The 22,992-nt window shown below is 53.2% G+C and carries 19 protein-coding genes; 10 read left to right on the forward strand and 9 right to left on the reverse strand.

Annotation, left to right across the window (positions count from 1 at the left end; genetic code table 11):
• The first annotated feature begins 123 nt into the window (after window positions 1-123).
• From TH63_RS19140 to TH63_RS19875, 4 genes are all read left to right on the forward strand, one after another.
• Window positions 124-588 carry an Lrp/AsnC ligand binding domain-containing protein gene (locus tag TH63_RS19140; RefSeq protein ID WP_048922370.1) on the forward strand — a complete coding sequence of 155 codons (465 nt, stop codon included), beginning with the start codon at window positions 124-126 and terminating at the stop codon, window positions 586-588.
• A gap of 89 nt (window positions 589-677) precedes the next feature.
• The gene (locus TH63_RS19145; RefSeq protein ID WP_197088599.1) at window positions 678-1,553 is read left to right on the forward strand and encodes a glycerophosphodiester phosphodiesterase; all 876 of its coding nucleotides are present in this window, start codon (window positions 678-680) and stop codon (window positions 1,551-1,553) included.
• 823 nt (window positions 1,554-2,376) lie between these two features.
• Window positions 2,377-2,568: a hypothetical protein gene (locus TH63_RS19150; protein ID WP_048922372.1), complete on the forward strand. Its 192-nt coding sequence runs from the start codon at window positions 2,377-2,379 to the stop codon at window positions 2,566-2,568.
• A gap of 26 nt (window positions 2,569-2,594) precedes the next feature.
• Window positions 2,595-3,278 (forward strand): PRC-barrel domain-containing protein, encoded by a 684-nt coding sequence (locus tag TH63_RS19875; protein ID WP_076606547.1) that lies wholly within the window; start codon window positions 2,595-2,597, stop codon window positions 3,276-3,278.
• A 78-nt stretch (window positions 3,279-3,356) separates the two neighbouring features.
• On the opposite strand, the gene TH63_RS19160 is transcribed toward TH63_RS19875, so the two are convergent.
• Both TH63_RS19160 and TH63_RS19165 read right to left on the reverse strand, forming a co-directional pair.
• Complete coding sequence (locus TH63_RS19160; RefSeq protein ID WP_231583512.1) at window positions 3,357-4,457, reverse strand: MBL fold metallo-hydrolase; 1,101 nt, start codon at window positions 4,455-4,457, stop codon at window positions 3,357-3,359.
• A 13-nt stretch (window positions 4,458-4,470) separates the two neighbouring features.
• Window positions 4,471-4,716 carry a hypothetical protein gene (locus TH63_RS19165; RefSeq protein WP_048922373.1) on the reverse strand — a complete coding sequence of 82 codons (246 nt, stop codon included), beginning with the start codon at window positions 4,714-4,716 and terminating at the stop codon, window positions 4,471-4,473.
• 258 nt (window positions 4,717-4,974) lie between these two features.
• On the opposite strand from TH63_RS19165, the gene TH63_RS19170 reads away from it, so the two are divergent.
• Entirely contained in the window at window positions 4,975-5,235 is a 261-nt protein-coding gene (locus TH63_RS19170; RefSeq protein ID WP_048922374.1) for a hypothetical protein, read from the forward strand.
• Window positions 5,236-5,328: 93 nt separating this feature from the next.
• Here TH63_RS19170 and TH63_RS19175 read toward each other — a convergent pair whose 3' ends face one another.
• On the reverse strand, window positions 5,329-8,880 hold the full coding sequence (locus TH63_RS19175; RefSeq protein ID WP_082161797.1) for a BamA/TamA family outer membrane protein: 3,552 nt from the start codon (window positions 8,878-8,880) through the stop codon (window positions 5,329-5,331).
• Between the two features lie 272 nt (window positions 8,881-9,152).
• Between TH63_RS19175 and TH63_RS19180 the strand changes: the two genes are divergently transcribed.
• Entirely contained in the window at window positions 9,153-9,704 is a 552-nt protein-coding gene (locus TH63_RS19180) for a hypothetical protein (RefSeq protein ID WP_076606701.1), read from the forward strand.
• A gap of 126 nt (window positions 9,705-9,830) precedes the next feature.
• On the opposite strand, the gene TH63_RS19185 is transcribed toward TH63_RS19180, so the two are convergent.
• The 3 genes from TH63_RS19185 to TH63_RS19195 form a co-directional block, all read right to left on the reverse strand.
• Window positions 9,831-10,310: a very short patch repair endonuclease gene (locus TH63_RS19185; RefSeq protein WP_048922377.1), complete on the reverse strand. Its 480-nt coding sequence runs from the start codon at window positions 10,308-10,310 to the stop codon at window positions 9,831-9,833.
• Between the two features lie 256 nt (window positions 10,311-10,566).
• Window positions 10,567-10,833, reverse strand: coding sequence for a hypothetical protein (locus TH63_RS19190; protein ID WP_048922378.1), 267 nt, complete (start codon window positions 10,831-10,833; stop codon window positions 10,567-10,569).
• Between the two features lie 122 nt (window positions 10,834-10,955).
• Window positions 10,956-11,228 (reverse strand): hypothetical protein, encoded by a 273-nt coding sequence (locus TH63_RS19195; protein WP_048922379.1) that lies wholly within the window; start codon window positions 11,226-11,228, stop codon window positions 10,956-10,958.
• Window positions 11,229-11,426: 198 nt separating this feature from the next.
• Here TH63_RS19195 and TH63_RS19200 point away from each other — a divergent pair, with 198 nt between their 5' ends.
• The gene (locus TH63_RS19200) at window positions 11,427-13,040 is read left to right on the forward strand and encodes a hypothetical protein (protein WP_053093852.1); all 1,614 of its coding nucleotides are present in this window, start codon (window positions 11,427-11,429) and stop codon (window positions 13,038-13,040) included.
• A 51-nt stretch (window positions 13,041-13,091) separates the two neighbouring features.
• On the opposite strand, the gene TH63_RS19205 is transcribed toward TH63_RS19200, so the two are convergent.
• On the reverse strand, window positions 13,092-13,685 hold the full coding sequence (locus TH63_RS19205; RefSeq protein ID WP_048922380.1) for a DsbA family oxidoreductase: 594 nt from the start codon (window positions 13,683-13,685) through the stop codon (window positions 13,092-13,094).
• A 437-nt stretch (window positions 13,686-14,122) separates the two neighbouring features.
• On the opposite strand from TH63_RS19205, the gene TH63_RS19210 reads away from it, so the two are divergent.
• From TH63_RS19210 to lpdA, 3 genes are all read left to right on the forward strand, one after another.
• Window positions 14,123-16,882 carry a 2-oxoglutarate dehydrogenase E1 component gene (locus TH63_RS19210; protein ID WP_048922381.1) on the forward strand — a complete coding sequence of 920 codons (2,760 nt, stop codon included), beginning with the start codon at window positions 14,123-14,125 and terminating at the stop codon, window positions 16,880-16,882.
• A gap of 84 nt (window positions 16,883-16,966) precedes the next feature.
• On the forward strand, window positions 16,967-18,610 hold the full coding sequence (odhB, locus tag TH63_RS19215) for a 2-oxoglutarate dehydrogenase complex dihydrolipoyllysine-residue succinyltransferase (protein WP_048922382.1): 1,644 nt from the start codon (window positions 16,967-16,969) through the stop codon (window positions 18,608-18,610).
• 104 nt (window positions 18,611-18,714) lie between these two features.
• Window positions 18,715-20,121 carry a dihydrolipoyl dehydrogenase gene (gene lpdA / locus TH63_RS19220; RefSeq protein ID WP_048922383.1) on the forward strand — a complete coding sequence of 469 codons (1,407 nt, stop codon included), beginning with the start codon at window positions 18,715-18,717 and terminating at the stop codon, window positions 20,119-20,121.
• Between the two features lie 107 nt (window positions 20,122-20,228).
• On the opposite strand, the gene TH63_RS19225 is transcribed toward lpdA, so the two are convergent.
• Window positions 20,229-21,713 (reverse strand): OmpP1/FadL family transporter, encoded by a 1,485-nt coding sequence (locus TH63_RS19225; protein ID WP_156180740.1) that lies wholly within the window; start codon window positions 21,711-21,713, stop codon window positions 20,229-20,231.
• Between the two features lie 21 nt (window positions 21,714-21,734).
• Window positions 21,735-22,811 carry a hypothetical protein gene (locus TH63_RS19230; protein WP_048922385.1) on the reverse strand — a complete coding sequence of 359 codons (1,077 nt, stop codon included), beginning with the start codon at window positions 22,809-22,811 and terminating at the stop codon, window positions 21,735-21,737.
• Between the last annotated feature and the right edge of the window lie 181 nt (window positions 22,812-22,992).

Raw genomic sequence — 22,992 nt, forward strand, 5'->3', positions numbered from 1 at the left:
TTATTAACTATATATTTTATATTTAAATAAATTGACAAATTCGTAAAAATATTTTTTGTATCTTTACACATCTTTAATAAGAGGTAATCTTTGTTGTTGAATTGCTAAAAGTTGATCTATAGAATGGCCCAAATTTCAGAAATTGATAATCTTGATAGAAAAATTCTTTCCATGCTCATGCAAGATGCTACCAGAGCCTATACAGACATAGCGAAAGAACTACAAGTTTCTGGGGGTACCGTACACGTGCGTATGAAGAAACTGGAGGATTTAGGCGTGATCAAAGGGTCACACCTGTTCATAAATCCTAATGCAGTGGGGTATGATATCTGCGCCTTTATTGGCATCTACCTGGAGAAAGGCTCCGCCTACCAGACGGCGGTCACTAAAATGCGTCAGGTACCAGAGATAGTGGAGATGCACTACACCACCGGTCAATGGAGCATGTTTGCCAAAATCATCTGCCGTGACACCCTGCACCTGCGCGAAGTCCTGAACGAGAAGATTCAGGCCATTGAAGGGGTGGAACGCACCGAAACCTTTATTTCTCTGGAAGAGAGCATTACCCGCCAGGTTAGTATTCTGTAATTGGCGGGCCGGTGCCTTGCAACCGTTGGGTGAATTCAAAAACTGTAGTATCTTTCATGGCTGAAGCCCCTATTTGGACCAGCCTTGTTATGCGCGAAAGCTTACGTTGGATGCACCCTTGGTGGCGGCAGGCGGCCCTGCCGTTCCTGCTCCTCATTCTATCTGCATGCGGTTCTTCCGGCACCCCAGATAAAGTAATTCTCTATAAAAAGCAGGCCCGCCAGGTAAAGGTCATCGCCCATAGGGGCGCCTCTGGGCTGGCTCCGGAGAACACGCTGGCCGCCGTGAAAAAGGCCCTGGAAACCTCCGCCGATTTTATTGAGATAGACATTCACCTGAGCAAAGACGGGGAGGTGGTGGTGATCCATGACGCCACCGTTGACCGCACCACCACCGGTGCCGGACGCGTCTCTGACCTTACCCTAAAGGAACTGAAAGCCCTGGACGCCGGCATCAAGCACGACTCTTCCTTTGCCGGAGAGCGCATCCCTACCCTGGGGCAGGTGCTGCGGGCCGTAAAAGGCAAAAAGAAACTGCTCATAGAGCTTAAGAAAGGCGAAGAAGATTACTACGAAGGTCTGGAGGAAAAGACCCTCCAGCTCATACGGGACAACCGCGCCGAAGAATGGTGCGTGCTCCAGTCTTTCTATGACCCCATTCTGGAACGCATCTGGAAAGCCGACTTCGTTATCCCCACCCACAAACTCATCATCGGGAAGATCCCGTTCCTGCCCATCTTCATTGACCACGAACTCAAGTTCGGGGGCTTTGACCGTTACTCAGAAGTGGCCGCCATCAACGTGCACCGCTATTTCGCCTCCAAGTCCTTCATCAAGTCCCTCCATAACCAAGGCTTCAAGACCTTCATCTGGACCGAAGACAAGCCCAAGAATATCCAACGGCTCTTCCAGATGGGCGCCGACGGCGTCATGACCAACCACCCAGAACTGATTGAACGGCAATAGTCTGTTTTTGGCCTGTTTTCCTGAAAAGGGGCTGGAAACGGAATTGCTCTGGAGGAGTTTGTCATCCCGGGCCTTCAAAGGGGGACGGAATGCGTGGTTGGCTTTCTAATATGGCGCGGATTTACTTCCGTGCCTTTGGGGCTTTGGAGATTTACCCACCAAACGTGCCCTCCCGTGTAACCCCCCCCCTTCGCCCCCCCTCAAGGGGGGAGTCTGCGTTTAGTAAGCGGTGCTGGAGTTAGTAAGCAGGAATGCGTTTTGAGCCTGTTTTGCTGAAAACGTGCTCAAAACAAAGCCAACCATGCTGTTCGGGATTTGCAATCCCGAATAAGTGTAAAGCGGATTTGCAATCCGCCTGGGACTGAGATCGGGAACGGCGCCTCCGCCGGGGATTGCAAATCCCCCTTTCGGAACTTCCGGATTGCAAATCCGGAAGAGCTAATGGCTTATCGCGTCCATTCCCTCCCTTCCAGTCTTTACTCCGAGCGCCTCGCTTGTGGCCCTGCAACAGCTTTACTCAGAGTGATAATCAATAGTAGGCCGCAAGGGCAGTGCGAGGGGGAAAGACGGGGCCCCGCGGCCGTGAGCGCTCGGAGGGAACAAATGAAACAATACAGCATAAGGACTCAGGCGACAACCGCCACTACGCCAGCAATAGCGGAACGTCTGTGCCCAGATAAAAGGACCATTCCCTAAAGCAACAGCCAATAACCATTTCCTTCCTTCCTTGGCAAGGGTAAAACCCTGACTATAAACCTCTCTTGAAAAGCTTCGTACGCTAGAAGGCAGCTTGGCTGTACCTATGACCTAAACAACTAAAACTATGACTGAAATCAACATTGAACCCAAAAAGCGCTCCGGTTGGGGATGGATTGTGGTACTGCTTATCTTATTAGTGATAGGATGGCTTCTGTATAAATATATGTTTGAAGTGCAAGAGGGTAACCCAGAAACAACCGGGACCCCTACCACCGGTATGGTGCTGCCCGTAGCCCCCGTATTCTTTACTACCTGAATTTTCTAACCTCCTAATCTAAAACTATGGCAAACGATTCAATGGCAAGGCTTACGGCTCTGCATGATCTTAAAGACTTTAAAGTTGCCGATGACAACCTTGATGTAAGAGGTTGGGAAGTAATTGGCTCAGACGGACAGCGCATAGGCAAAGTAGATGACCTGATTGTGGACCGCGAACTCATGAAAGTACGCTACCTGGATATTGACGTAGACAAAAACCGGGTGCTGCCAGACACAGATGCCCGTCATATCTTACTACCTATTGGTGCCGCCCAGTTAGATGATGACAGCGACCAGGTATTTGTGGCCATGGACCAGACGGCACTGTCCCGGTTTCCGTTTTATAGGGGAGGCACGGTAGATCCTGAGTATGAATACCGGGTCATGCATGCCATTACCAGCCCCAATGAAAACTATATCTCGTCATCGGCGGCGCCCATGGCAGCCCCCAGCGCAGATTTCTACAGCCGCGAGCATTTTGATGAAAACCGGTTCTACCGTAACAGAAGCCGGCGCGATGCCCAGTCACGGCCGCATGACACCCAGACCACCCACTACCAGACCACAGGCGCAAGCCAAGGCGTAGGCGGCAGCCCCCCCATACAGGAAGATATTGCCACCATTGAGCGCTTGCGCCAGATGCTGGAGCAAGGCACTATTACGCAGGAAGAATTCTCGGCCCTCAAGCGGAAAGCCATTGGCATTTAACAGAGGTATCTGACTGAAAAAAGAGAGGGGCCTGCTATCAAAAGCAGGCCCCTCTCTTTTTAGGTATATTCTATGGATTTACGGGTAGTTGTTGGTAACCGTGTCACTGTAGTCCTGGCTGGGCAGCGGACGCTCTTTGCCAATCACCACAGAAGCCGAACGGTTAGAAGAACTGCCGGCGTAACCGGGCCAGGTTCTTTTCACGCGGGCATTGGTGCTGGCTTTGCTGCGCTTCTTGGTCAAGGCATAGGTAGCCAGACCCGCTAACGCCACCAGGCCAGCCGTGGCTAGAACCTTAGGAACGGTGTTGTTCATGGTAGGCGGCAAATGCACAATGCCGTTGCGGTCTGTGATAGCGGGCTCAGGCACGTAACGTCCTTTGCTAGGGATAGCCAGCTGGTCAAATAAGCGCGCCAACTCCTCCAGGCCTTGTTTCAGGCCATTGCCTCTCATAGGCAGGCCGTGGCCGGTGGCCGCCACCAAAGGCTCAAGCTCGGCTAGTTTGCGCACCGAGGCGCGGGCGGCGTTCCAGTCTGGGGTGAAATAGGCGGGTGGGCCGCAGACTTCTTGTTTCTGGGTGAGCACGGCCAGCGCAGACTCCGGTTTACGGGTTACAAAGGCATCACCGGCAATCAAGACCCGGTCATGCTCCCTGAAGAAAGACACGTGGCCCGGCGCATGGCCCGGGGTTTCCAGCCACTTCCATTCAGGCAGGAAGGGCACGGTGCCGTCTGAAGGCAACAGTTCCAGCCTGCCTCTAAAGGTGATGGGTTTTTTGGGGTACATAAAAGACAGGTAGGCCATGCCGCCGCCGCCCACGCTAGAATCTGGGGGCGGATAATTGGAGCGGCCCGTGAGGTACGGGAGTTCCAGGGGGTGGGCAAAGACCGGCACCTGCCAGATGTCTGCCAGCGTTTGCAGGGCGCCTACGTGGTCAAAGTGCCCGTGCGTTAAGAGGATAGCCTTAGGAGGATTGTCTTTGCCAAACCGCTCTTCGGCGGCCCTGCGTATTCTATCGGCGGAGCCGTACAGCCCCGCGTCTATCAACACCCAGGACCCGTCTGGGTTCTCCACAAAGTACAGGTTCACAAAGACGATCTCCATGCCCATGACACCTGGTGCCACTGCAAAGCAGGCTTCCTGCTTTTGCTTAAGGACATTGCTTAGTTGCTCTTGCATCTTTGGCCGGTGCTTAGCTGTCTTGACGACCAAAAATACTCATTTCATTATCTATGTCATGGCGGGTGTTCTGATCATGGTCGGTAGACTTGCCGCCTTTGCCGCCCTGACTGTTGCCGGGTTGCTGGCCTCCCTGCTGCGCACTGGCGTTTCCTTTGGCGCCGGCCCCTGGCTCCTGGGAGGTTTGCTTGAGATCTTTGGCAGAGTCTTTGTCTTTGGGCAATTCTTCGTTCTTGTTAAACTTATTATTCTGTTCCATGTTCTATATTAGTTAAGAGATATAAAAACTGGTTAAAATCTGGCAGAGCCGGTTTTTGGTTGTACGAGCAGAGAAGCAAGAGGGTGCCGTTGCCCATATTAATTTGTGAGGCACCATTGGAAAATTCAAATACGTTGCGTAAACTAGTCTTAACTTTCCCCGTGTGGCCTACCTGAACTTGGCGAGGTTTTTGCAAATACAGAAGAGGTGACTGTGGGGCCGCCGGAATTTTTCTCACCTGTTTTTAGTTATGATGACATGGTAAATTTGATCTATCCACCCAGCTATATGAATGTGTATGCCAAGTGCATTGACGCAACCCTGCCTAATTTTGAACCAGAAGAATGGATTAAGGAAGGGCATGTATATACGGTGAAACACTTTACAGAACCGCTTAACCAGGAAGAAGGAATGGCCGTGACCATTATTGATGAGGAGGGCGAAGAGATTCACCCGTCTCCATCGCACTGGAGCTTTTCTTCTAACCGGTTTGAGCTGTTCTCTATCTTTCTCAACTAATCTGTTTTAGGGCTGTTTCCCAGAAAACGGCTTAAAAAGAGAGGGCTGGCCATTTGGCCAGCCCTCTCTTTTTGTTTCTACCACAGGGAGTTTTTAGAACTGGAACCCAGCCCGTATGAGCAGCAGGTTATCTTCCACTGATTTGGCGTAGCCCACCGAGATCACAATCTGGTTCAGCGGCGAGAGCCAAAGGCCGCCGCCGTAGCCTTTGTGCCACTTGTTGGAATCTTCGTCTTCAACCCACACCCGGCCTATGTCATGAAACCCGAACACGCCCAGAGACGCCGGAAACAGATAGGTGGTAAAGCTGAACAGCCGCAGGCGGGCCTCCGTGTTGTTGTAGGCCATGGTCTGCCCGCTGAACCTATTGCGCCGGTACCCGCGCAAAGTGGTGGGGCCGTCCAGGTTCTGGGCTTGGAAAAACTCAAAATCATCTCCAAATGTGTGGCCGGCGCCAAAGCGGGTAGCCAACGTGAGCTTGAAGGGAATTCTTACGGTTTTATACAATGAGAACTCTGAGTTTACCCGCGCCACGTCATTTGACTGTTGATTGGTGCCTTTGAGCATATCTGCGCCTACGCGCCAGAAGACCCCTTTGGCCGGTAAGGCTGGCAGGTCACGGGAATCCAGGATATACTCCAGATGTGCTCCGGCGTAGGCCTTGGGCTCATAATAGCCCGCCAGGCGGTCTGAGGTTTGTACAAGCGTTGGCAGAAGCCTGCCCGGAGTGCGCTCAATGTTCACTGTCTGGTAAACCGGTCCCGCAAAAAAGGAATCATACTCGCCCAGCTTTCTGCCCACCAACACATTGGTGTAGAACTGCGCTGATCGGAAGCGATAATAGTCAATGTCAATGTCTGGGTTATAGGCACTCTCATTGCTCAATCCGAAGAAATTCTCTGAATAGCCGGGGCTCTTCCAGTTCACGTCCAGCTTCAAATCAAGGCCCATGCGCAACTGCGGGAAATGGGCGGCATAGTCTACCAGGAAAGACTGGGTGTTAAAGGCGTAACTGCCTACCAGCCGCTGCTGCATGCCGTACGGGTTTTTGTGGAACCCCTGCGTTCTTAAAAGCACGCCCGCGCCTAGCAGGAAGCCGTCATCTCGGTTATACTCAAAAGACCCCAGGGGCCCCAGGTAATTGTATTTGAAAGCCTTGCGGTCATAGGTGGGCGTAGGGCGCAGGCGCGTAAAATTACGGGCCTCTGGGCCTAGTTGCAGCTGGTTGTCCTCCGGTGTGTCATACACATAGGTAAAGCGGCGTAGGCCTCCCACGGCAGAGCTGTCTGTGATTAAGTCTTTGCCATCGCCGCCAATAATCCGGAGCCGGATGCCGTCAGTGGCTTTGCCTTGTACCGTGAACTCATCTTCGCCGCCCAGGCCGTACAGCCTTATCTCGCGGGTGTCTTCCGGTAAGAAACGGCGGCGGTAGAGTTGCTGCTGCTGGTTGCCGTTTTTCTTGTACATGGTCACCAGGGTGGCGCCGCCCGGTTCACGCTGCACCTCAAATCGTTCGGGCTTATCAGTACCTACCACGTCTACTTTCTGGGCCAGGAACTCATAGTAATCCTCGGCGTCCCGCTTGAGGTAAGCACGGCGGGCTTTGAGGGTATTGGCCAGACGCTCCCCAGAGATAGCCTGTATTTCCGGAGGCAATTGACGTACGGCCTTTTCAATAGCTTCATCGGTTAAACCGGCTCTCACAGAATCTGCCATGGCCATCCATTGGGCGCGGTCCAGAGAGGTAAGGAAGTAACGGTCAAAGTAGCGGTTGTTGAAGTTGAAGCCTTTGATGTCGCGCAGGCTTTCGTCAAACCCCTGCACCTTGGGTAGAATCCAGCGCCGGCTGGCAATGTTGGGGATAACGCCTTGGTTCACGAAGAAGGCCTGGTCACGGTCTCTGGGAATGGCCTTGTAAAGTTTTCCCTTGCCTTCTTTCTCATACTCGCCCCAGCGCCACTGGTCATCATGGCGGTCCCAGTCGGCAATGAAGAAGTCCAGGAGGCGGGACCGCAGCACGCTGAGCTGGTCTACCTGGTCATCCTGGTCTTCCTGCAGGTTCTCCAGTACCTTCTCTGAACTCACCACGTTCTTGGAGTTGCCAAAGCTGGCCAGGTCAGACATATCCTCATCGGCGCGCTCCTCAAAAAGGCCAATGGTATTGGCAAACCCTTTGAGATAGCGGCCAAAACGAGGGTCGTCTGGAATGATAAAGTATTGGGGATTGGTATGGTAAATGCCGGCGGCATCAGAAAGAGTAGGTACCACCAGGGCACCGTAGGGGTGTGACGCGGAGATCTGGTCTTTTACCACATCGGCGGCAATGGTTTCGCGCAGAATGCGGGGCAGGGCATCATCTGGGTATTTCTCCACTGATCGAAGCACGTACTGGCGGCCGGTACTGTCTTCCAGCCGCAGCGACACCGTCTGGAACCCGCCACCGCGCTGTACCACTTTAAGGCCGCCGTTCTGGGTGCCGATATCAAACACCGGCAGTTTTACCGGGGTCTGCCATTCTTGCCGGTAGTTGGCGCCTAGCAACCATTCCCTAAACCCGCTGGCTTTGTAGACCTGGCTGGCGGGCAAAGAGGCGGTTTGGCCGGCAAAGCTCAGGTTCATGTTTTTCACGCGCTCCGTTACCTGGGCCAGTGTGGGCTTGCGCGAAAGCAAGGCGCGGTAGGCTACCTGGCCCTGGGCACTTTGCGCGTCAGGCGCGGTCCAGATTTCCAGCCAGGTTTCGCCGTTAGGGAAGTAGAGGATTTTGGCAAAACCGGCCGTTGCCTGGGAGAAAAGGGCAGGGGCCTCTTTAGGCGGTTTCACCTTAGAAAAGCCCAGGCCTGTGGTTACGTAATGGGTGCTGTCTTTCAGACGGTGGCTGATGGCGGCGCCATTGCCTTCGGCGTGAATGATGCCCGGGTGCTGGGAGTACATATGTGCCAACTGCCGAAGCATGAGGCGGTGCTCCAGGTTCTTCATTTCCGGTGACACGCTCATGACCACCAGCAGGTTTTTCTCTTCATTGCTGCGTAGAATGTCATCCAGCGCGGCCAGAGTGGCGGTACCGCCGGTGGTGGGGCAACCCCGTTGCTCTTCTTCCTCGTCTATGCGGCGGTTCGGGATCAGCCACTGGGTGTCCAGCAAGAGCAGGTGCACGTCATCGGTGAGGGAAACTTCGGCGGGGCCGGGGCAATGGTTTTCCGGGAGAAACAGTTTCTCGTTTTTCAGGTACTGGGAAATGTAGCGCTCCTGGTTTCTGACCTCGGGTACCACGCGGCCCTTGGCGTCATGCTCGCCGGGCATGAGAATGATCTTGCCGGGGTAGCCTTGCAGGTAGTTGAGTTGGGTCTGTAGTTGGGCTTCCAGTTCTTTTCGGTTGGGGGCAGAAACGCCGGGAAGGGCGGCGGGCTGAAACGGATTGCCAATAAAAACCACGGCGCTTTTCTCCCCGGCCTGCCGAAGCTGCGCCTGCAGCAGGGGCAGCGGAGCAGCCGTGTTCTGGCCTGGGGCCCACCGGCCGGCCAATAGTACTGTGTAAGAAGGGGTAGCCGCAGGCAATGCCGGAAGTTGTGCCCGGCCAGAAACCGGGATAAGCGCACAAGAGCAGAAGATAAGCAGGATTACCCAGAGGGGTAAAAATTGTTTCATAGTGTAGGTGGTATGTAATTTCCTTTTCCGTTTTAGGCCTGTTTTTTAGAAAATGGGCTTAAAACAGAAGATTTGGCAGCCAGCGTAAGCGTTAACCCCAATACGTTTGCGGCTGTTTACGCATTTTTAGCTGCTTTGGGTTAGCCAATTGCCCGGCAAGGCCAAAGTATAGACCATTTACCATATTTATTTTTAAGGAAAACAAGAATAACTCCGCCCGCGCGGGAATAGAACCTGGCGTTTGGTTGTTCTGTACCCAGAAAAAAGAACCTATGCCTGCCTTAGATAAAGAGTTGAAAAAAGCCCTTCTGTCCCTGCCCCCGGCCCGCAAAGACAAGCTGCTGCTCCAACTGTTGCTACCTAACCAACTGCTGCAGGAACAGCTCCGGTTTGAGTTGCTGGAAGGCCCCGAGGCCCTGGAATTCAGGCGCGATGAACTGCGGGGACGGGTGCGCGCCAGCGCGAAGGGCTTTTACTACAACGCCTCAGAGTTGCTTGTTTCTCTCCGGCAGCTGTGCCCGCTCTTCAGTGCTCATGCCAAAGTAACCCAAGATGTGTACGGGGAAATCAGTCTGCTGCTTTTGCTGGTGAAAGAGGTGCTACAGCATCAGAAGGAAATGGTGCAGGTTCTTTCCGGGGCCAATGAAGCGCTGAGCCTTTTCCTGGCCAAGCGCACCGAGGAGGTGGTGCAGAAGCTACAGAAATTGCATGAAGACCTGCACGTGGAGTTTGCCGACGAGGTGAACGAGGTGCTGCCCCGGTTGCATGCCTCCTCGGCGGGGTACGCGGCCCGTAAGCTGGGGGTGCCGGTGCGGTGGGAGTAAAGTAAGGAGCTGAGAACTGGCCTACCCCGTTTTGGGTGCATTCTGTTAAAGCCGTTTTAGGGCTGATTTGTCAAAATCGGGCCTAAAACGGTTTTGTGGTTTTAAGGCATAGAAACCAATTGCAATCTACGCCGCCTCCAGCCAATAACTCTCCGGCACCCCCGCGTGCAGCGCCTTAACGGTTAGCAAACACCCTTCCAAATCTTGTTGCAATTGGCAGGCCCAGATCACCAGTACCTGCCAGCCTGCGGCCTTCAACTTCTCGCGGTGCTGGCGGTCTCGTTGCTGGTTGCGCGTGAATTTCTCGGTCCAGAATTCTACGTTGGTTTTAGGCAGGGCCGGTTGGCAATGGGGGCAGCGGTGCCAGAAGCAGCCGTGCACAAAAATAGCCAGGCGCCGGCCGGGGTAACAGACATCGGGCTTGCCCGGCAACTGTTTCCAGTGAAGCCGGTAGCCCCGCAACCCGTTCTGCCAAAGGGCCCGACGGAGCAGTAGTTCTGGTTGGGTATGCTTGCCTTTGTTGCCGCGCATGTAGCGGCTCACCCGCTCCTGGGCAGTGAGCGGGGCAGATGGGGCAACGGCGTATTTCTTCTTGTGTTTTGGCATAGAGCGGGTGTGCCTTACCAACGCAGAGAAGGGCAAGAGAGTGCCGCCAGGCTTTTCCCCTTTTACAAAAAAAAAATAACTGTTTTGAGGCTGTTTTCAGGAAAACGGCCCCAAAACGGAATGTATGGCTAAGGGAGGTAGACAAGGGGAAAGAGATACTTTTCCTGGCAGAAGCAGGAGAGCCGGATGGGTGTAAATAGCAACGCCCCGCTCTCTACTTGAAAGAACGGGGCGTTGCTGTTATTGATAGGTATTGCTACTCTTTCACTTCCTCAGCGTCCGTGAACTGCCCGGCGCTATAGCTTACCAGTACAATGGCGCCAATGGCTACCGCCGCCACAGACAGCACCATTTGGATGGGTGTCATTTTCTCACGGGCCTTCAGCAAGAGCTTGCCGGCATCTGCCAATAGATCTGGCAGCACATCATGGTTGCCCTGGTAAACATTCATGATAGATTCTACCGTTTTAGCGAAATCCTTGGGCTGTACAAGGTGGGCGGACGTGTTTTCTGCTTGTTCCATAGTATTAAGTGTCTCTAGCGTTTCTAATTATTGAAAGAAAAATAAAAGTCCCGGCCCACTTAGAAAGCAGACCGGGACTTTTATACGCAAATGCAGGCGCCAGGATTATTCTTTTTTCCGGCTTAGGCAATCTGGCCGCCGGCGCCGCGCACGGCCTCGTTAATTTTCTGGATGATTTTGTCTGGGCTGAACATCATGCTGGCCGGAAAAGCAACCTGTACGTTGTTGATTTGCAGCGTCTGGGACGCCTCATCATAGGCATAGTCTGCGGTCACGCCTTGTTTTGACACCCGGCCATTGGTACCCTCTAACTCAATACCGGCGGCGCTTAATTTTCCGCGCAGGTTACTGTAAAGATCTGGGGTGATGCCGTTGTAGATAGCACTGTTTGCCATAAGGAAGAAATTAAGGGATTTAATGGAACATGTTTAAACGCAGAGGCCAACGCAAAGTTAACCTGACCACGCGCAGGTTAAAGGTAATTGTTTTGGGCCTGTTTTCCGTAAAAGAGGGAAGAAACAAGCGCGCAAAACATATTTGAACCTTTGGCGCCCTTTTATGGTAAAGCTGAACTCTATTTATAAAACGCTTACATGAAGAGAAGGATATGGCTGGCGCTGGTGGGAGGGGTATTCCTTTATGGGTTGGTGTATTCTTTTTTACCAGACCACCCGGCTCAGGAAAAGGCACTCCCCTCGGTTTTTATGGGCAGTAGCAGTGTCTTGACCCAACTGCCAGACAGCGTGCTGGTACCTGCCGGCGCCCATTACCAGCGTAGCGCCTTTGGCGAGTTTTTCCTGGGGGAGCATTACCGTGACGTGTGGGCCGTGCCCGTCAAGACCAAGGTCTTCCGGATGAAGGAAACCGAAGGCGGGCTTTCCATTGAGAAGCTGGGCGGTGGCATGCAAACCACCAGCCTTACGTTAACAGACTCCTCGGGCCGGCGTTTTGCCCTGCGCTCCCTGGACAAAGACCCCATAACCGTGCTGCCTCCTTTCTGGCGGAAAACCTTTGTAGGTAGTTTCGTGCGGGACCAGATATCGGCTACCAACCCGTATGCGGCCCTGGTGGTGGCCCCGCTGGCCCAGGCGGCTGGTGTTTTCCATCCCACTCCGCGCCTGGTGTACGTGCAGCCCTCAGACAAGAACTTTAAGCAATACTCAGACCTTTTCGGGAACAAGCTTTTTCTCATGGAAGAGAAGTTCACCTCCAAAGCCTCGCTTACCAAGGAGTTTGGCGCGGCCACAGACCTGGTGAGCACCCAGGAGATGCTCACGCGGCACTACCAATCCAGCCGCCACCGCATTGACCAGTGGGCCTACGCCAAAGCCCGCCTGCTAGATTTGCTGCTCAGCGACTGGGACCGCCATGAAGGCCAGTGGGACTGGGCGGTGTACCAACAGGGCAATGAAACCTGGTACAAGCCCGTGCCCAAAGACCGTGACCAGGCCCTCTGCCGCTATGATGACGGGGTCATTCCGTGGGTGGCTACCCGCAAGTTTGCCGCCCGTAAGTTTGAGTCTTTTCATCCTACTTATAAAGATGTGTTCGGGCTTACCATCAACGCCGCCTTTCTGGATGCCCGGGCCTTGCCCGAAGTCTCCCTGGTAGACTTCAAACGCCTGGCCCGCGAAATGCAGACTTCCCTTTCAGATTCTGTTTTGAGAAGGGCCGTGAAGCAGTTCCCTGGGCCGGTGTATCAATTGGTGGGTGAGGAAACCTATGCCCATCTGCGGTCCAGGTTGCGCCGGCTACCCCAGGCTGCCGAGGAATACTATAAGATCCTGGCCAAGGAAGTAGCGGTGGTGGGGTCAGATGAGCCGGAGCGGTTTGTGGTGCAGCGCCTGAGCCAGGGAAGAACCGTGGTAGAGGTGTTCAGGTTGGGCGAAGGAAACCTGAACCGGGCCAAAGTCTATAGCCGCACGCTGTTCGCCAGTGAAACCGAAACCATTAACCTGTACGGCCTCAAAGGCGATGATATCTTTGATCTGAAGGGTGTGGCCGCCAAAGGCAGCTACGTGAATATCTACGGTGGCGGCGGCGCCGATGAGGTGGTAGATAAATCTAAGGTGGAAGGCTGGCGCAAGAAAACCGTGGTCATAGATGAAGAAAGGGGAGTGCTGGTGCAGGAAGGCCCGTCCACTGAAAGTAAACTGGCCACCAAGCCGCCCTCTTCCCCAGAATTCATCCGGATCCGGAACCGGTAAGGATATATGTTTTGGGCCTGTTTTCCGCAAAACAGGCCCAAAACATATTATCTATTCAGTGGTCTGTAACACCCGCACCAGGTCTTCGGCCCGCAACATTCCCCGGGCTATTCGGTTGCCAATGATCATGGTGGGCACTGCCTGTATCTGCATTTCCTGGGTAGCTTCTCTTAAGGCTTTTTCATGCGCCTCTTTGTAGCGCCTGGAGGTTACCGCCTCCTCAAACGCCTTCGTGTCTAAACCAATTTCACCTGCTAGTTTTGTCAAAACCCCTATATCTCCAATGTCCTGGCTTTCCTGGAAGAAGGCGGTAAACATGCGGTGGGTGTACGCGGCGCCTTGGCCTTGTTCCTGGGCATACTGAAACCCCTCAAACGCCAGGTGGGTGTAGGGCTGCGGCGAAACGGTAGGCAGGGTGATGTCAATTCCCAGCTCTTTCGCCATGGGGTACACCGAATCTCGCCAGGTGGTTTTAAGGTAATCATCTTCGGGCTTTAAGGTAGGTGTGGGGTACGCCCGCAACTCAAACGGTTTCCAGTCAATTTCAATTTCCTGCCCCAGGAGTTGCTGCGCCTTCACTATCTCCTGCTCAGCTAGAAAGCAGTAAGGGCAAACGTAATCTGAGTACACGGTTATTTTAGGCACGGCTTCTTCTTTTGGTTTGCTTCTTTTACTGGTTTCCTTTGGGTAAAGATATCTATGGCTAAATAGTCATACCCTGTCTGAAATAGAGAACACAGCTTCACCGTTCCCCTTAGTAATGATTCTTACTGATCAGGCTGCTGAAGAATTTGGCTTAAAAACTGGGATATATTTATGACAAAAAGCAGGTAAAGAAGGAGAAAGAGAGGAATAAGACAGCCTTAGTAAAAAGATTTGCTGCTCCTGGATTTATCTCTAATATTGCCTTTGGCTAAATTTCAACTTAAAAGTAACGTCATGCTTTATAAACCGTTAAACCAAAGGTTATGCAAAAGCAGTTTAAGTTGAAAGATTTATATTTGCTTATGCGGTTTTATGATTAAACCGTTTGGTTGAGATTATTTAACTTACCCCGATTTTAGAAAGTACTATCAATTTTTATGGATAAATACTCATATATAGCCAACGCCCACGGAACGTACATAGACGAGCTGTACAAGCAGTACCAGCAAGATCCGTCGTCTGTAGACTTTGGCTGGCAGAAATTCTTTGAAGGATTTGACTTCTCCCAAACGTACCCCGGTGAAAACGGTGAAACCGGCGTGGCAGCCAAGCCTAGCGCTCCAGCCGGGGCCGGGGCTTCGGTCATAGAAGTAGAAAAAGAGATACAGGTTCGTAATCTTATTTACGCCTACCGCTCCCGCGGCCACCTGCGCTCCAACACCAACCCGGTACGTCCGCGCAAAGACCGGAAGGCATTGTTAGACCTCCCTGACTTCGGGCTTTCTGAGGCAGATCTGGATACCAAATTCCAAAGCGGCGCCGAGCTTGGCTTAGGTAATGCCACCCTGCGTGATATTCTGGCTACCCTTAAAAAGGTGTATGAAAGAACCATTGGGTTTGAGTACCGCTACATCCGGGACCCCAAAGTATTGGATTGGTTCAAAGAGAAGATAGAGAAAGAGTCTGTCAACTTTAAGCCTTCTATTGATACGAAGAAACGCATTCTCTCCAAGCTGAATGAAGCGGTGGTCTTTGAGAACTTCCTGCACACTAAATTCTTAGGGCAGAAACGTTTCTCTCTGGAAGGGGGCGAAACCACTATCCCGGCCCTGGACGCTATCATAGACAAAGGCTCTGAACTAGGCGTGCAGGAAGTTGTGATTGGCATGGCCCACCGCGGCCGCCTGAACGTGCTGGCCAACATCATGGGCAAAACCTATGAGCAGATCTTCTCAGAGTTTGAGGGAACCGCCGTTCCAGACTTAACTATGGGCGACGGGGATGTGAAATACCACATGGGCTTCTCCAGTGAAGTAGACACCCCGTCTGGCCATAAAGTGAACCTGAAACTGGCGCCTAACCCTTCGCATTTAGAGGCGGTGAACCCGGTGGTGGAAGGTTTCGTGCGGGCCAAACTGGACACTATGTATGGTCGTGACACCAACAAGATTCTGCCTATCCTTATCCATGGTGATGCCGCGGTGGCAGGCCAGGGTATTGGCTATGAGGTTACCCAGATGGCCAAGTTGGAAGGCTACGGCACCGGCGGTACCATCCACTTCGTGATCAACAACCAGGTAGGCTTCACCACCGACTTTGAAGACGCTCGCTCCTCTATCTATTGCACAGACCTGGCCAAGATCATTGACGCCCCGGTTATTCACGTGAACGGTGATGACCCAGAGGCGGTGGTTTTTGCCGTGCGCTTGGCAACGGAGTACCGTCAGAAATTCCATAATGATGTGTTCATTGACATGGTGTGCTACCGCCGCCATGGGCACAATGAGGCAGATGAGCCAAAATTCACGCAGCCGCAACTGTACAACCTCATTTCTAAGCACGCTAACCCCCGCGAAATCTACACCCAGATGCTGGTAAGCCGCGGGGAGTTGGAAGCTAAGGTAGCCGAGGAAATGGACAAGGAGTTCCGGCAGATGCTGCAGGACCGCCTGGACATGGTTAAGCAGAAGCCTTTGCCTTACAACTACCAGGTGCTGGAGAAAGAATGGCAGGAACTGCGCCGCTCTACCCCAGAAGACTTCAACCAGTCCCCGGAAACGGGTATTCCGGTAGGAGCTATTGAGGCAGTAGGCAAAGCGCTTACTACCCTTCCAGACAACTTTAAGCCACTCAAGCAGATTGAGAAACTGGTCAAAGAGCGCCAGGATATGTTCTTCACCAATAAGGTCTTGAACTGGGCTGCGGCTGAGTTGCTGGCCTATGGTTCTATCTTACAGGAAGGCAAAATTGTACGCATGAGCGGACAAGATGTGCAGCGCGGAACGTTCTCGCACCGCCACGCCGTCTTGCGGGATGCCAACACCAATGCCCCCTACACCAACCTGGACCACATTCAGGAGAATCAGCATGAGCTGCAGATCTATAACTCCTTGCTGTCTGAGTATGGCGTGTTAGGGTATGAGTTTGGTTACGCCATGGCCAACCCCAATGCCCTGGTGGTGTGGGAAGCCCAGTTCGGTGACTTCGCCAACGGCGCCCAGGTCATGATTGACCAGTTCATCTCTTCCACAGAGTCTAAGTGGCAGCGTATGAACGGCGTGGTGATGTTACTGCCGCACGGCTATGAAGGCCAGGGACCGGAGCACTCCAATGCCCGCCCAGAACGCTTCCTGCAGCTGTCTGCCGAGTATAACATGTACGTGACCCAGTGTACCACACCGGCAAACTTCTTCCACATGCTGCGCCGCCAGTTGGCCACGCCGTTCCGGAAGCCGTGTATCCATATGTCTCCTAAGTCTATGCTGCGCCACCCAAGTGTGATGTCGCCGGTAGAAGACTTCACCAAAGGGTCTTTCCAGGAAGTGATTGGAGACGGCTTCGCCGATGCCAAAGCCGTGACCAAAGTATTACTGTGCTCCGGGAAAGTATACTATGACCTGTTGGAGGAACAGCAGAAAACCAACCGTCATGATGTGGCCATTATCCGTATGGAGCAGCTGCATCCGTTCCCAGAGGTGCAGTTGGTACATGAACTGGACAAATACCCTAACGCGCAGATTTACTGGGTACAGGAAGAGCCTTACAACATGGGCGCCTGGACCTATATCCTGAGCGTGATGCGCCACCGTGTGGTAGATGTGGTTTCCCGTAAGCCAAGCTCCTCACCGGCTACGGGTTACAACAAAATCCACCAGAAAGAGCAGCGCAGCATCATTGAAAGAGCGTTCAGCATTTAAGTAAGATAAAGGGTCTGTTTTAGGGCTGTTTTTCTAAAAACAGCCTTAAAACAGACTTCAATAGCCATCTTAAGAAAAAGAGATATGTCATTAGAAGTAAAAGTGCCGGTAGTAGGCGAATCCATCACAGAGGTTACCATAGCCAAATGGCTGAAGCAAGACGGCGACCAGGTAGCCATGGATGAAGTCATCTGCGAACTGGAGTCTGATAAAGCTACGTTTGAGCTGCCCGCCGAGGCGGCCGGTATCCTTAGAATCAAAGCCCAGGAAGGCGACACTATTCCGGTAGGCGCCGTGATCTGTTCTATTGAAGGCGGAGGAGAAGGCGTTTCTGCCCCTCAGCCTACTTCGGTGGCTACCCAGGAATCTATCACCGAGACTAAAACGGTAACCGATCCGCAGAGCACCGTGGCCGCTGAGAACACCCCAAGCCAGGGCATCCCGAACCAACCCCAAACACAGCCTCAGGGCGGTGCCGGAACAGGCCAAACCCTGGACGTGAAAATCCCGACCGTAGGCGAATCCATCACAGAAGTAACCATTGCCAAGTGGCTGAAAGCCGATGGTGATCAGGTAGCCATGGACGAAGTACTGTGTGAGTTGGAGTCTGACAAGGCCACGTTTGAGTTACCCGCTGAAGCTGCCGGTATCCTGCGTATTGTCGCCCAGGAAGGCGAGACCGTAGAGATTGGCGCCACTATCTGCCGCATTGAGGTAGGTGCCGGTTCCGGTGCTTCTGCTCCTGCACCGCAGGCTGCCGCTCCTTCTGCCCAACCGGCTCAGGCCGCTTCGGCTCCTGCAAGTGGGGCTTCTACCTATGCCAGCGGCACCCCGTCGCCGGCGGCTGGCAAGATCCTATCTGAGAAAGGTATTGCCGCTTCTGACGTTCCTGGTTCTGGCCGTGATGGCCGTATCACCAAAGAAGATGCCCAGAACGCGCAGGCCCGTCCGGCTGCACCAGCCGCGCAACCGGCTTCCGCTGAGCCTGCTACTAAGGAAGCTGCTTCCGCCCCGGCCGCTACCGGTGACCGCAACAGCCGCCGTGAGAAAATGAGCTCCTTGCGTAAAACCGTTGCCCGCAGACTGGTATCTGTGAAAAACGAGACAGCCATGCTGACTACCTTCAATGAGGTAGATATGAAACCGATCATGGACATCAGGGCCAAATACAAAGAGACGTTCAAAGAGAAGCACGAGGTAGGTTTGGGCTTCATGTCGTTCTTCATCAAAGCTTGTACCGTAGCCCTGAAAGAGTGGCCGGCGGTCAACGCCCAGATTGACGGCACCGACATGGTCTTCAACGATTTCTGCGATATTTCCATTGCCGTATCAGCACCTAAAGGCCTGGTGGTACCGGTAATCCGGAATGCTGAGAGCCTGAGCCTGGACGGCATTGAGAAAGAAGTGGTTCGTCTGGCCAAGCGGGCCCGCGAAAATAAACTGGGCATTGACGAGATGACCGGCGGTACGTTCACCATCACCAACGGTGGTGTGTTCGGGTCTATGATGTCCACGCCTATCATCAACGCGCCGCAGTCGGCTATCCTGGGTATGCACAACATTGTGAACCGTCCGGTAGCCATCAACAACCAGGTGGAAATCAGACCCATGATGTACCTGGCCCTGTCGTATGACCACCGTATCATTGACGGTCGTGAGTCGGTGAGCTTCCTGGTAAGAGTGAAAGAATTGCTGGAAGATCCAATGAGATTGCTTCTTGGGGTTTAATTCCGTTTTAAGCACATTTTCCAGAAAATAGGTCAAAAACGAAAGGCTCCGTGCTGCTGATGTAGAGTTAGTACGGAGCCTTTCTTCACATAAAAAGAAAGAACATGAAATACGATGTAACGGTCATTGGTTCAGGTCCCGGGGGCTACGTAGCGGCCATCCGCTGCGCGCAGTTGGGTCTGAAAACAGCCATCATTGAGAAATATTCGGTATTGGGCGGTACCTGTCTGAACGTGGGCTGTATTCCGTCTAAGGCGTTGCTGGACTCTTCGGAGCACTTCCACAATGCAGCGCATACGTTCAAAGAGCACGGCATTGAGCTGGAGAACCTGCAGGTGAACCTGGAGCAGATGATTACCCGCAAAAGTGGCGTGATCAAGTCTAACAATGACGGTATTGCGTACCTCATGAAGAAGAACAAGATAGACGTGTATAACGGTCTGGGTTCTTTCGTGAACAAGAACACCATCAAGATTTCTGGTGGTGAAGGCGGCGCTGAGCAGCAGATTGAGACAGATAAAACCATCATCGCGACGGGCTCTAAGCCCGTGAACCTGCCGTTTTTGCCTGTTGATAAAAACCGCATTATTACCTCTACCGAGGCCTTGACGTTGAAAGAGGTTCCCAAGCACATGATCGTGATTGGCGGCGGCGTGATTGGTCTGGAGCTGGGGTCGGTGTATGCCCGCTTAGGATCTAAAGTATCAGTGGTGGAATATACAGATGCCATCATCCCTACCATGGACCGTGCTTTGGGCAAAGAGTTGCAGCGGGTGCTTAAGAAAACGCTGGGCTTTGAGTTCTTCCTGGGCCACAAGGTAACCGGCGCGCAGGTAGAAGGCGAGGTGGTGAAAGTGACCGCTGAGACCCCTAAAGGCCAGACCATCACGTTTGAGGGCGACTACTGCCTGGTGTCTGTCGGCCGTAAGCCGTACACCGAAGGTCTTGGCCTGGAGAACGCCGGCGTGCAAATGGGCGAGCGCGGCATGATTGCCGTGAATGACCACCTGGAAACCAACGTGCCCGGCATTTTTGCCATTGGCGATGTGGTGCGTGGCGCCATGCTGGCCCACAAAGCCGAGGAGGAAGGAGTGCTGGTAGCCGAATACATGGCCGGCCAGAAACCGCATATCAACTACAACCTGATTCCGGGCGTGGTATACACCTGGCCAGAAGTAGCGGGCGTAGGTTTTACAGAGGAGCAATTGAAGCAGGAAGGCCGCGCCTACAAAACCGGTTCGTTCCCGTTCAAAGCTTCGGGCCGCGCCAAAGCGTCTATGGACACCGATGGGTTTGTGAAAGTCTTAGCCGATGCCAAAACCGATGAGATCCTGGGCGTGCACATGATTGGGCCGCGCGTCGCGGATTTAATTGCTGAGGCCGTAGTGGCCATGGAGTTCCGGGCGTCTGCTGAGGACATTGCCCGCATGAGCCATGCGCACCCTACCTATACCGAAGCCATGAAAGAAGCCTGTCTGGCCGCCACGGAAAACCGGGCGCTGCACATCTAATCTTTTCATACTTTCTAGAAACAAGAAGGCCTCTCCTGATCCAGGAGAGGCCTTCTTGTTAATGGCGTTTTGGGCCTGTTTTTAGAAAAACAGGCCCAAAACAGAAATTAAAAGTTCCAGCCGAAGGTGGCCACGAAGTTGGTGTTCTTGTGTTTGTTTTCCACGGTAGGGGTAAGCACCTGATAGAACTCAGAGTTCTGGTCATTGAATTCTGAGTTGACATAAGGCGTGTAGACGCTTTTATACGTGCTGTACACCAGGGCTGCGTCTATAAAGTAGTTGTTCTGTCTGAGCCCTATCCCGCCGGTCAGGAACGTCTTTTTCTGGTCTACGCCACTGTCTTTGAACGGGTCGCCATACAGCGCATAGCCGGCCCGTACCCTAAATACATCCAAGCGGGCTTCGGCGCCCAGGCGGTAGTTCATGGCTGAGTTGTAAAGGCTCTTGATGTTCTGGTTCGCATCCTGGAAAGATTCATCAGAATTCAGGTTAGCGTTGCTGTAGTCCACATACTCCACATCGGCGGTCAGGAAACCATTCTTGCCAATAAAGAAGGCAGCGCCCCCGCTGGCTTTGAACGGTGTAGTTAAGTTGTACTCAAACTCACCCGGGTCTGTGGCAAAATACTGGTTAAGGGAGGCGTTGGCAACTGGGGCTTGGCTGAAGTTCACGGCCAGGCTGGTGGTAAACCGGTCGGTCATAGTATACCAAGTAGGGGTTTGCACCGCAATACCCAGGCGCAGTACATCACTTGGCCGGTAAATAGCGCCAAAGCGTAAGTTCACCCCGTTGCCTTCGGTCTCCAGCTCATCTCTAAGGGTAAGGTTGTTGATATCAGTGGCCGGGGAGGTTTCTGAATAGGTCCTGGTCTGTTTGAACCTAAAGGTGCTCAGCCCAAGAGAAGCCCCTAGGAAGATCTTGTCCCGGAAACTGGCGCCATAGGCAAAATCCCACTGGTTCTGGGAACCGGTAGACTGAATGTTCTCCTGAAAAGGATTAGTGGCGACCAGGTTAGGCGAAATGTAGTAGCCATCATCTTCCTGGTCAATCAGGTAGGTTTCATAGGCCAGTTCCTGCAGGGAGTTGGCTGGAAGACCGGCGGCATTGGCCCGCTGCGCGGCATACTCGCCAAACTTCATGTTCTCTCTGGGGCCAGTGGCCTGGTAGAGGGAGCGCACGTTAAAGTTATTGGTGCGGGTAAAGCCTACGCCAAAAGAACCAGAGCGCCAGTCGCCTTCCTCGTCATCCGCTTTGCGGTTAGAAAATACCGCTGAGAAGCCCGGAATGTTGAGGTTGTTACGGCTATTCATGGCCTGAGAGCCATACACAGTGCTGTTTACCTCGTTAAAGCTGAGCCCGCCAGAAACAGTCACCTCTGAGCGCCGGAAAAGCCCCAGCCCGGCCGGGTTGGTGGAAAGGTTTCCGGCATCACCGCCTAGGGCTATGTTGGCGCCGGCCAGCCCCAGGGTGCGGGCGGTACCTCCAAAATCTGTGCGGGAATATCTAAGGGCATCTACCTCGTTCTGAGCAAAGCCCTTCCCGGCACTGCCTAGCAAGGCCAGGCAGGCCAAAAGAAAGCTATATCGTTTCATGTAGTCTTGAAAAAATGGGGGTTAATTTCTGCCTCTGCGGCCACTGCCTGAGCTTGAACCGGAACTGGAGCCTGAGCTGCTTTCAGAAGTAGACGACCTGGACGGTTCATAAGACCTGCTGGGGGCTGGCTCATAGGAACGGCTCCGTGATTCTGAGCTCTGCGTAGGCGTATATTCCGTTCTCTGGCGTCTTACCGGCGGTGCCGTCTCAGAATTGCTGCTTCTGGTTCTGGTAGGCGTTGGAGAGGTAGTCTGGTTTCCTTGGTTCTGTTCAGAAGGCGTCACTATCTGGCGGCGTCTCGGTTGGGGAGTAGTTCCCTCTGGGTACGTCTGGCTGGAAGAGCTTCTGGAACGGTTCATGTCGCCGGGGCTGGTGACCGCATTTCTTGATCTGCTGGTTCCGGTCACCACGTTGCTGCGTCCGTCGCGGGAGATGTTGGGGTTGCGCCCAGCGGTGTTAGAGCTTCTATCATCACGGCGGCCATAAGATACCCTGTTCGCGATCACGCGCTCGCCGTAATAGTTGTTGCCGTAATACCGATAAGGGCTGTAGCCGTACCCGTGTCCGCCGTAGCCATAGGCGCCATAGCCATAACCCCAGGGGTTATAGAACCGGCCAAAGCCTAAACCAATGCTAAGAGAGATGCCGGTGCGGGGCCAGAAAGGGTCATACATAGCCATGCTTGGGCCGTAGAACGGGTCATACCATGGGTCATAGAACGGATCCATGTACATGGCGCGGGAGTAATAGCGGCCCGGGGAGTAGAAAGGGGTTTGGTACGCCCAGTACGGGTTCCCGAAAGGGGCATCATAGTAGGAGTATTGGTAGGGGGTGTTGTCTCTGCGCCTGTTTTCTCTGGCGTAGGTCTCTGGGTCGCTCACGCGCTCAGAAATATCCTGAGAATCATCACGGGTTACTTCTTCTCCGTTTCTTAGCCGCTCCTCTGCCTGCACCGGTTCTACATACGTAACCTTGTCAGAGGAGGAGAAATACACATCATCCGTTTCACTGGTCTGCAAGTTGGAAGACGTGCTGCACCCTGCCGCCAGGAAACCCAGGAGCGGTAACAGGAGCAGTTTATGGGTATAATATCTCATGGGTGTAAAGTAGTTGGTTAAGGATGCTTATTCAAATTCACGAGCCAAGAAACACGAGTATCCGGTTCGCCAACGTTTCTATTCAGATATATTAACGTATTTTTGACCCGAAAAGGTATGGGTTATTGCTTGAATGAGAGCAAAATCTATGCCGTTTATAAAGATTTAGATATATTTTTCT

This window comes from Rufibacter radiotolerans, assembly GCF_001078055.1.
Classification (GTDB): domain Bacteria; phylum Bacteroidota; class Bacteroidia; order Cytophagales; family Hymenobacteraceae; genus Nibribacter; species Nibribacter radiotolerans.